Annotated in this window: 7 protein-coding genes; 4 read left to right on the plus strand and 3 right to left on the minus strand. The window is 62.0% G+C overall.

The window, feature by feature from the left end; all coding sequences use genetic code 11:
- The first annotated feature begins 103 nt into the window (after positions 1 to 103).
- The 3 genes from ASC86_RS17115 (at position 104) to ASC86_RS17125 (ending at position 2,417) form a co-directional block, all read left to right on the plus strand.
- Positions 104 to 880 carry an amino acid ABC transporter substrate-binding protein gene (locus tag ASC86_RS17115; RefSeq protein WP_056323761.1) on the plus strand — a complete coding sequence of 259 codons (777 nt, stop codon included), beginning with the start codon at positions 104 to 106 and terminating at the stop codon, positions 878 to 880.
- Positions 881 to 978: 98 nt separating this feature from the next.
- Positions 979 to 1,659 (plus strand): amino acid ABC transporter permease, encoded by a 681-nt coding sequence (locus ASC86_RS17120; RefSeq protein ID WP_056323765.1) that lies wholly within the window; start codon positions 979 to 981, stop codon positions 1,657 to 1,659.
- On the plus strand, positions 1,656 to 2,417 hold the full coding sequence (locus tag ASC86_RS17125; RefSeq protein ID WP_056323767.1) for an amino acid ABC transporter ATP-binding protein: 762 nt from the start codon (positions 1,656 to 1,658) through the stop codon (positions 2,415 to 2,417). The genes ASC86_RS17120 and ASC86_RS17125 overlap by 4 nt, the downstream gene beginning before the upstream one ends.
- 132 nt (positions 2,418 to 2,549) lie before the next feature.
- On the opposite strand, the gene pyc is transcribed toward ASC86_RS17125, so the two are convergent.
- Positions 2,550 to 6,008, minus strand: a complete 3,459-nt coding sequence (pyc, locus tag ASC86_RS17130) for a pyruvate carboxylase (protein WP_056323770.1) — start codon at positions 6,006 to 6,008, stop codon at positions 2,550 to 2,552.
- 109 nt (positions 6,009 to 6,117) lie between these two features.
- Positions 6,118 to 6,858 carry a LuxR family transcriptional regulator gene (locus tag ASC86_RS17135; RefSeq protein ID WP_056323773.1) on the minus strand — a complete coding sequence of 247 codons (741 nt, stop codon included), beginning with the start codon at positions 6,856 to 6,858 and terminating at the stop codon, positions 6,118 to 6,120.
- A gap of 406 nt (positions 6,859 to 7,264) precedes the next feature.
- Here ASC86_RS17135 and ASC86_RS17140 point away from each other — a divergent pair, with 406 nt between their 5' ends.
- Positions 7,265 to 9,022, plus strand: a complete 1,758-nt coding sequence (locus ASC86_RS17140; protein ID WP_056323776.1) for a glucan ABC transporter ATP-binding protein/ permease — start codon at positions 7,265 to 7,267, stop codon at positions 9,020 to 9,022.
- A 59-nt stretch (positions 9,023 to 9,081) separates the two neighbouring features.
- Here the strand turns inward: ASC86_RS17140 and opgC are convergent, their stop codons facing one another.
- Entirely contained in the window at positions 9,082 to 10,212 is a 1,131-nt protein-coding gene (gene opgC, locus ASC86_RS17145; RefSeq protein ID WP_244477636.1) for an OpgC domain-containing protein, read from the minus strand.
- Between the last annotated feature and the right edge of the window lie 20 nt (positions 10,213 to 10,232).

Genomic DNA, 10,232 nt, shown 5'->3' on the forward strand with positions numbered 1-10,232 from the left:
CCGGTGCTTTTAAAGTTTTGTGCGCTTCAAACCCGATCGTGAAATGCGATTGTCCTGCCATCCCGGCAGACGGACCGGACGCAAAAAGAATGGAAAAATCATCATGAAATGGACCCACACCCTTCTCGCCGCCGCAACAGTCGCCCAGCTGGTTTTTGCCGGCGTTGCCCAGGCCGGTTCCAACCTCGAAGAGATCAAGTCTGCCGGCGTGCTGAAGATCGGCACCGAAGGCACCTACGCGCCCTTCACCTTCCATGACGCCTCCGGCGCCCTCGTCGGTTTCGACGTCGAGATTGGCGAGGCCGTCGCCAAGAAGCTTGGCGTCAAGGCCGAATTCCTGGAAGGCAAGTGGGACGGCCTGATCGCCGGCCTCGATGCCAACCGTTACGACACGGTCATCAACCAGGTTGGCATCACCGAAGAGCGCAAGAAGAAGTATGACTTCTCCGAGCCCTATATCGCCTCCAAGGCCGTTCTGATCGCCAAGGCTGACGACGACAGCATCAAGAGCTTCGAGGACCTGAAGGGCAAGAAGGCCGCGCAGTCGCTGACCAGCAACTTCGGCAAGCTCGCCCAGGCTTCGGGTGCAGAACTCGTCGGTACCGACGGCTTCGACCAGTCGATCCAGCTTGTCCTGACCGGCCGCGCCGATGCGACCATCAACGACAGCCTCTCCTTCCTCGACTTCAAGAAGCACAAGCCCGACGCACCGGTGAAGATCGCCGCCGAACAGGCTGACGCCGATCACTCCGGCATCATCCTGCGCAAGGGCGAGCCGGAACTGCTGGAAGCGATCAACAAGGCCCTGGCCGAGATCAAGGCCGATGGCACCTACGACGCCATCTCGCAGAAGTATTTCGGCGCCGACGTCTCGAAATAAGCATTTGCGAGCGGCGGTTTCGCCCTCACCTGTGCTCCGCTATAGTCTGATCCGCTCCGCCCGCCGGGGCGGATCAATGTCTTTGAAGGGGTCGTTTCTTGCCCGCCTGGCTACAACTCATGCTGGATTCGCTCCAGCCCCTCCTCTGGGCGGGTCTGATCTTCACCATTCCGCTGACGCTGCTCTCCTTCGCGCTCGGCCTTGCGCTTGGCCTTGTAACGGCCGTCACCCGGTTGTTCGGGCCGAAGCCGCTGGTCGCCGTCGCCCGCTTCTATGTCTGGGTGATCCGCGGCACGCCGCTCTTGGTGCAGCTGTTCGTGATCTTCTATGGGCTTCCGAGCCTTGGCATCCTGCTCGATGCCTTCCCGGCGGCGCTGATCGGCTTCACGCTGAACATCGGCGCCTATACCTCGGAAATCATCCGCGCCGTCATCTCCTCTGTCCCCAGAGGACAATGGGAGGCCGCCTATTCGATCGGCATGAGCTGGAGCCAGGCGATGCGGCGCACGATCCTGCCGCAGGCGACCCGTGTCGCCGTGCCGCCGCTGTCGAACACCTTCATCTCGCTGGTGAAGGACACCTCGCTTGCCGCCGCGATCACCGTACCGGAGCTTTTCCAGACGGCGCAGCGCATCGTCGCCACTACCTATGAGCCGCTGATCCTCTATATCGAAGCGGCCTTGATCTATCTGGCCCTGAGTTCGGTCCTTTCGGCGCTGCAGGTGCGGCTTGAAAAGCGCTTTGCCCGTTATGGCGGTTTCCTGGAGGCGCGCACATGATCGAGCTTTCCCACATCGAAAAACGCTTCGGCGACAACGTCGTCTTGAAGGATATCAGCGTCACCATCGCCGAAGGCACGGTGACGGCGCTGGTCGGCCCTTCCGGCGGCGGCAAGAGCACGATGCTGCGCTGCATCAACCTGTTGGAAACGCCGACCTCCGGCACGATCCGGCTCGGGGAGGAAACGATCCAGTTTTCACCGGGCAAGAAGGTCGGCTGGGATGCGATCCAGCGCCTGCGCCGCCAGACCGGCATGGTGTTCCAGAATTTCCAGCTTTTCCCGCACCAGACGGCGATCGAAAACGTCATGGAAGGGCTGGTGACCGTGCTGAAATGGCCGAAGGAAAAGGCCCGCGCCCGCGCCGAGGAGCTGCTGCAGAAGGTCGGCATGGCCCATAAGGCCGATGCCTGGCCGGCGACGCTTTCCGGCGGCCAGCAGCAGCGCGTGGCCATCGCCCGTGCGCTTGCCCCGTCGCCGCGCGTGCTTCTCTGCGACGAGCCGACCTCGGCGCTCGACCCGGAACTGGCCGAAGAAGTCGTCGAAGTCCTGAGCCGGCTTGCCCGCGAAGGCACGACGATGATCATGGCGACCCATGACCTGCGGCTTGCCTCGCGCGTCGCCGATCAGGTGCTGTTCCTCGATGGCGGCCTGATTGTAGAAAGCGGCGCGCCCAAGGCGATCTTCCAGACGCCGGAGCGCGAGCGAACCAAGAAGTTCATCTCCTCGCTCAGCGCCGGGCATAGCTACGACATCTGAGGACTTCCCTTCTCCCCAGCGGGGAGAAGGTGGCGCGCAGCGCTGGATCAGGGGGTCTATCCACGCATTCGGGATATGCCGCCTCCATCTGCCCTTCGGGCATTTTCTCCCCGCTGGGGAGAAGAGGAGCCCTTACGCGCCGTAGACGATCAGCAGATCCTTGGCGTCGATCTGCTCGCCGGTCCTGACCAAGACTTCGGCGATCGTGCCGTCCTTTTCCGCATGCAGCGCCGTTTCCATCTTCATCGCTTCGATGGAGAGCAGGATATCGCCCGCCTTGACGGACTGGCCGGCAGACACCGCAACCGTGGAGACGACACCCGGCATCGGCGCGCCGAGATGGGCGGCATTGCCGGCATCGGCCTTGCGGCGAATGGCCGAGGAGGCCGCGCGGTTGCGATCGGGCACCTTGATCAGGCGCGGCTGGCCGTTGAGTTCGAAGAACACCTTGACCATGGCCTGCTCGTCCGGCTCGCTCTTCGCCTGATGCAGGATGACGAGGGACACGCCCTTTTCCAGCTCCGGCAGCAGCTCCTCGCTGGCCGAAAGCCCATAGAAATAGGCAGGCGTCGGCAACACCGAGACGGGGCCATAGGTATCCGCAGCCAGCGCGTAGTCGGTGAAGACCTTGGGGTACATCAGGTAGGAAGCGAATTCGAAGTCGGAGACCTCGCGCTCCAGCTTCGTTTCGATCGCCTTGCGTTCGGCGGCGAGATCGGCCGGCGGCAGCAGCGAGCCGGGAACGGCGGTATAGGCCGCCTCGCCCTTCAGCGCCTTTGCCTGCAGCGCCTTCGGCCATCCGCCCGGAGGCTGGCCGAGATCGCCCTTCAGCATCGAGACGACGGATTCCGGGAAGGCGATGTCCTTCGCCGGGTTTTCGACATCAGCCACCGTCAGGTCCTGAGACACCATCATCAGCGCCATGTCGCCGACCACCTTGGACGACGGCGTCACCTTGACGATATCGCCGAACATCTGGTTGGCATCGGCATAGGCCTGCGCCACCTGATGCCAGCGGGTCTCAAGCCCGAGCGAGCGGGCCTGTTCCTTGAGGTTGGTGAACTGACCGCCCGGCATTTCATGCAGGTAGACTTCCGACGCCGGCCCCTTGAGGTCGCTTTCGAAGGCGGCGTACTGGTTGCGCACCGCTTCCCAATAGAAGGAGATGCGGCGAAGCCATTCGGGATCGAGGCCCGGATCGCGCTCGGAGCCCTTCAGCGCCTCGACGATCGAGCCGAGGCAGGGCTGCGAGGTGTTGCCGGAGAAGGCATCCATCGCCGCATCGACGACATCGACGCCGGCATCGACGGCGGCAAGCACGGTCGCCGCCGCAATGCCCGAGGTATCATGCGTGTGGAAGTGGATCGGCAGGTCCGTTGCTTCCCGCAGCGCCTTGAACAGCACCGTGGCGGCGGCAGGCTTCAGGAGACCGGCCATGTCCTTCAGCGCAATCATATGCGCGCCGGCCTTTTCGAGATCGGCGGCAAGCGCAGTGTAATATTTCAGGTCGTATTTCGGCCGGGCCGAATTGAGGATATCGCCGGTGTAGCAGATCGCCGCTTCGCAGATCTTGTTCTCTTCGGCCACCGCCTCCATCGACACCCGCATGTTGTCGACCCAGTTGAGGCAGTCGAACACGCGGAAGACGTCGATGCCGCCCTTGGCCGCCTGCCGGACGAAGTATTTCACGACGTTGTCGGGATAGTTCTTGTAGCCGACGCCGTTGGCGCCGCGCAGCAGCATCTGCAAGAGCAGGTTCGGCGCGTCTTCACGCACCTTTGCGAGACGCTCCCACGGGTCTTCCGTCAGGAAGCGCATGGACACATCGAAGGTGGCGCCGCCCCAGCATTCGAGCGAGAACAGCTCCGGCAATGCCTTGGCATAGGTGCCGGCGATGCGGGCGATGTCATAGGTGCGAACGCGGGTCGCAAGCAGCGACTGGTGGCCGTCGCGCATCGTCGTATCGGTCATCAGCACGCGCTTTTCGGCGCGTACCCATTCGGCGAATTTCTTCGGGCCAAGTTCGTCGAGCTTCTGCTTGGTGCCGGCCTTAACCGGCGCATCGATATGGGGAAGGACCGGCTTGGCCGCATCCGCCTTCGGCTTCGGCCGACCCTTGGCTTCCGGGTGGCCGTTGACGGTGACGTCGGCAAGATAGGTCAGCAGCTTGGTGGCGCGGTCCTGGCGCTTGACCTGCTGGAACAGTTCCGGCGTCGTATCGATAAAGCGGGTGGTGTAGCTGTTCCCCCGGAATTTCGGATGCGAGATGATCGCTTCGAGGAAGGTGAGGTTGGTGGCGACGCCGCGAATACGGAATTCGCGCAACGCCCGGTCCATGCGGTCGATCGCGTCATCCGGGTTCGGCGCCCAGGCCGTGACCTTTTCCAAGAGCGGATCGTAGAAGCGGGTGATAACCGCGCCCGAATAGGCCGTGCCGCCATCGAGCCGGATGCCGAAGCCGGTGGCGACGCGATAGGCGGTGATGCGGCCGTAATCGGGGATGAAGTTGTGTTCCGGGTCTTCCGTGGTGATACGGCACTGCAGGGCATGGCCGTTGAGGCGGATGTCTTCTTGGCGTGGAACGCCCGATTCCGGCGTGCCGATCGCAGCACCTTCGAGGATGTGGATCTGCGCCTTGACGATATCGATGCCGGTCACGACTTCGGTGACGGTATGCTCGACCTGGATGCGCGGATTGACCTCGATGAAGTAGAACTTGCCGGTGTCCATATCCATCAGATACTCGACCGTGCCGGCGCCGATATAGCGGGTCGCCCTGGCAATCCGGGTCGAATAATCAGCCAGTTCCTGGCGCTGCGCCTCGTTCAGGTAAGGGGCCGGCGCACGCTCGACGACCTTCTGGTTGCGGCGCTGCACCGAGCAATCACGCTCGAACAGATGCACGACATTGCCGTGGGTATCGCCAAGAATCTGGCTCTCGACGTGACGGGCGCGCTCGACCAGCTTTTCCAGATAGACCTCGTCCTTGCCGAAGGCGGCCTTCGCCTCGCGCTTGGCTTCGGTGACTTCACGGATCAGATCCTTCGGATCGCGGATCGCGCGCATGCCGCGCCCACCACCGCCCCAGGAGGCCTTCAGCATCACCGGGTAGCCGATTTCGTCAGCCAGGCGGCGAATTTCCGCCTCGTCTTCGGGCAGCGGATCGGTCGCCGGCACCACCGGAACGCCGATCTCGACCGCCAGATTGCGGGCGGCGACCTTGTTGCCGAGGCGGCGCATGGTGTCGCCGGTCGGGCCGATGAAGATGATGCCGGCCTCATGACAAGCATCGACGAATTCGGGGCTTTCCGAGAGCAGGCCGTAGCCCGGATGGATGGCATCGGCGCCGGAAAGCTTGGCGACGCGGATCACCTCGTCGATCGACAGGTAGCTTTCGATCGGCCCCAGATCGCGGGCGAGATGCGGGCCGCGGCCGATCTGATAGCTCTCATCCGCCTTGAAGCGATGCAGCGCAAGTTTGTCTTCCTCCGCCCAGATCGCAACCGTTTTTATACCCAGTTCGTTTGCAGCGCGGAAAACGCGAATGGCAATTTCGGACCGGTTGGCGACAAGGATTTTGGTAATGCGCAAGTCGAACTCCCCATGACTTGAAACACGGCAATGCTGCACCGCAACAACAACATTAGCGCTTATTTCGGGAAGTTCAATTTGATTTGAGCCATAAATGAGGCGTGTTGCGTCAGCTGATCAGCCCGAGCCGGAACGATAGCGCGACGACGTGGTGACGGTTCTTGGCCTTCAGCTTTTCCTGAATGCCGTTCATGTACCAGTCGACGGTGTGGTTGGAGATGTTGAGCACCTTGCTGATCTCGTTCGATGTCATGCCGTCGGCGAGATAATTCAGCGCCTCCATTTCGCGGCGCGTCATCTGCACATCGACGCTCGATACCATCTCCTCGAGGATCGCCGGGTCCATCAACTCCAGAAGCCGCCAGAACAGTTTCTTGGCGATGGCGTCGAACAGGCTCATCTCGACCGGGTTCAGATCGACGACACGACCACCCAGCGTCATGTTGCCGAGCAGACCGCGCCGGCCATGAACCGGGAAGATATAGCCGTCGTGCAGGCCGTGACCGCGCGCCTCCACCATCATGCGCTCCATGCGCTTGCGGTGCGGGTCCGAACGGAAGGCAACGACCGTATCGCGCCAGCGGAAACCGCGCTGGGCATGACCGAGATAACGGATGGTCGGATCGATGATGACGTATTTCTTCTTGATGTAGATCTGCGGCCAGCCATCCGGCCACCGGCCGGCGAGCAGCAGGCTCAGCGGATTCTCATTCGGCTTGGGCTGCCGCACGATCCCGTAGTAGTCGAAACCGTAGAGATCGAGCACCCGCTCGAACTCCTGGACGATCTCGCCCCTGGTCTTCATTTCGTCGATAAGACCGAGAAAATTCACCAGCAATGTAAGGTTCATTCGAAACACCCTCGCACCGGCCCACCGCGGCCGGCAATAATCCTTGTAGCGCTTCCTGAATACATCGTTCAGCACTCATTCATGTTGCAACCGCGATAATCCCCAACGTTCAGTCAAGGTACGGCATAAACGCGTCACGCAGGTCACCGCAAGAGACAAACAATAGCACGCTATGCAATTTGCAGTTCGCGCCCTCCGGCCGAACCGACCGCTAGGTTTGTGTGTCTCGATGACCCGAAGCAGTTTTAGCCGACCCGACGAGCAGAATGAATAGGGAGATTTTCCCGGCCGGTTTCGTTGAAAGGCCCGTGCGCAACCGCATGGACCGGAATACGGCAAGGCAGGTCTTCCAGCGGCGCGGAAAAACGCGCCGCATCTGACGGTAGGCAACAAGGATTAGAGACCCGTGTCATTGTTTCAGGTCTATGCAAGAGCGCTCCAGTATCTCGGCGTTCACAAGTTTCGCGTTTCGGCGATCGTCCTGGCCAACATCGTTCTGGCGGCGATCACCATTGCCGAGCCCGTGCTTTTCGGCCGCATCATCGATGCCATCTCCAACAAGCAGGGCGTTTCCTCCATGCTCTTCCTGTGGGCAGGCCTCGGCGTGTTCAACACCATCGCCTTCGTGCTTGTCGCCCGCGAGGCCGACAGGCTGGCCCACACCCGCCGCTCGACGCTGATCGCCGAAGCCTTCGGCCGCATCATCGCCATGCCCTTGTCGTGGCACACCCAGCGCGGCACCTCGAATGCGCTCCACACCCTGCTGCGCGCCTGCGAAACGCTGTTCGGCCTCTGGCTCGAATTCATGCGCCAGCATCTGGCGACCGCGGTTGCGCTGATCCTTCTCGTTCCGACCGCGATGGCGATGGACATGCGCCTGTCGGCGGTCCTGCTGGTTCTCGGCGTGCTCTATGTCATCATCGGCAAGGTCGTGATGACCAAGACCAAGGAAGGCCAGGCCTCCGTCGAAGGTCACTATCATACCGTCTTCTCCCACGTCTCCGACTCGATCAGCAACGTCTCGGTCGTGCATAGCTATAACCGAATCGAAGCCGAAACCCGCGCGCTCAAGGAATTCACCGGCAAGCTGATTTCCGCCCAGTTGCCGGTCCTCGACTGGTGGGCGCTGGCCTCGGCGCTGAACCGCATGGCCTCGACCATCTCGATGATGGCCATCCTGGTCATCGGCACCGTGCTGGTGCAGCGCGGCGAACTCGCCGTGGGCGACGTCGTTGCCTTCATCGGCTTTGCCGGCCTGCTGATCGGCCGCCTCGACCAGATGAAAGCCTTCGTCACCCAGATTTTCGAAGCCCGCTCGAAGCTTGAAGACTTCTTCGTGCTGGAAGATTCGGTGCGCGAACGCGAAGAGCCCGCCGATGCCGGCGAACTGAACAATGTCACAGGCGAGGTCGAATTCCGCGACGTTTCCTTCAACTTCGCCAATTCCAACGAAGGCCTTCACAACATCTCGTTCACTGCAAAGGCTGGCCAGACGATCGCCATCGTCGGCCCGACGGGTGCCGGCAAGACCACGCTCGTCAACCTCTTGCAGCGCGTGCATGAGCCGGCCTCCGGCAAGATCCTGGTCGACGGCGTCGACATCTCCAAGGTGACCCGCAAGTCGCTGCGCCGCTCGATCGCCACCGTGTTTCAGGATGCCGGTCTGCTCAACCGCTCGATCTGCGACAACATCAAGCTCGGCCGTGAAGACGCCTCCCAGGACGACGTGATACGCGCCGCCGAAGCCGCCGCCGCGGCAGACTTCATCGAGGGCCGCCAGGGCGGTTACGACACCCATGTCGGCGAGCGCGGCAATCGCCTCTCCGGCGGCGAGCGCCAGCGTATCGCCATTGCCCGCGCGATCCTCAAGAACGCGCCGATCCTGGTGCTCGACGAAGCAACCTCGGCGCTGGACGTCGAAACCGAAAACCGCGTGAAGACGGCGATCGACAACCTGCGCAAGGATCGCACCACTTTCATCATCGCGCACCGCCTGTCGACCGTGCGCGAGGCCGATCTGGTGATCTTCATGGATCGCGGCCGGATCGTCGAAATGGGCGGCTTTAGTGAACTGAGCCACAGCAACGGCCGCTTCGCCGCCCTGCTGCGCGCCAGCGGTATTCTTACGGACGACGATGTCCGCATGAGCCACACGGCCGCCTGATCCGGCAAAGCAGCTTTACAACGATCTCAAGGACCCCGCCTCGGCGGGGTCTTTTTGTTTCAGGCCTGTGCCGCCGAGCCAGACGAAACGGCGCCGAGCCAATCGAGATACCGCGCATAGGCGAAATGCAGGCCGATACCGGCGGCGACATAGGCTGTGCCGAGAGTGGCATTCCTGTCGGTCACGAAGACGAAGACCTGGCCGACCATGGCGAGGATCGTGCCGAAGATGAAGACCGGCAGTGAATGGCGGCCGATAATCACCAGCGGATGATCGATCCTGAGCCGCACCAGGGCGCTGAGCTGCGGCAGAACGGCGAAGAGATAGCCAAGCGCCAGCACGTGCAGAAACCGCGGCGTCGATAGGAAGGTCTTGTCGAAGCCGGTCAGCACGGCCGGCAGGCCATAGGAAAAATCGATATTCCACCAGGAAAATACGACCCAGCAGAACGACAGGCCGACATAGCCCGCGGCGAGCGCGATCAATAACGGATGCCGCGGCAAGTGGCCACCCTCCCCGACGTGCATCATTGTCACGACGCCGATGACGAACAGGAACTGCCAGGACCATGGATTGAGGAACCAGTAGCCTTCATCAAGGAAATTGGCCGGCGCGATCTGGTAGATGCCCGCCGCAAGCCAGATCGCCCCTGACAAGACGAGCAGCAGCACGGCGCTTTTCGAGCGCAGCCAGAGCATGCCCGGCAGCATCAGGAACAGAACGGCATACATCGACAGGATGTTGTTGTAGCCGAGCTGGTGGCCGAGCAGCACCATGGCAACCAGCCCCTGTTCTGTATTTTCGACAATCGGCCGGATATTGATTTCGCCGACGAGATCCTGCCGCCCGAAATAGAGCGCGCCGCCGGCAAAGATGGCGAGCGTGATGATGCTGGTCATGATGTGGGCGATGTACAGCGTGAAAGCCCGCCGCCAGATGCGGATGCTGACCGCAAGCCGGCTGCCGGCCACGAACTTGCGGCCATAGGCCAGCCCGGCGGAGAGGCCGGAAATCAGCACGAAGGCTTCGGCCGAATCGGAAAAGCCGAAATTTTTCGAGGTCAGGTATTCGAGATATTGTCCGGGAACGTGGTTGACGAAGATCATCAACAGGCAGATGGCCCGGCAGACATCAAGCCGCGTGTCGCGCTGGGTGACCACGCCCGCCGCATCGCCGGCCGGAAGAGGCATTCTCTGAAGCATTCATCGTC

The organism is Rhizobium sp. Root1212 (assembly GCF_001424985.1).
GTDB lineage: Bacteria > Pseudomonadota > Alphaproteobacteria > Rhizobiales > Rhizobiaceae > Pararhizobium.

Excerpts from the sequence above, each read along its gene's own strand:
- ASC86_RS17115 (WP_056323761.1), top strand. The coding sequence starts at position 104 with ATGAAATGGACCCACACCCTTCTCGCCGCCGCAACAGTCGCCCAGCTG.
- ASC86_RS17125 (WP_056323767.1), top strand. The coding sequence starts at position 1,656 with ATGATCGAGCTTTCCCACATCGAAAAACGCTTCGGCGACAACGTCGTC.
- ASC86_RS17135 (WP_056323773.1), bottom strand. The coding sequence starts at position 6,858 with ATGAACCTTACATTGCTGGTGAATTTTCTCGGTCTTATCGACGAAATG.
- opgC (WP_244477636.1), bottom strand. The coding sequence starts at position 10,212 with ATGCCTCTTCCGGCCGGCGATGCGGCGGGCGTGGTCACCCAGCGCGAC.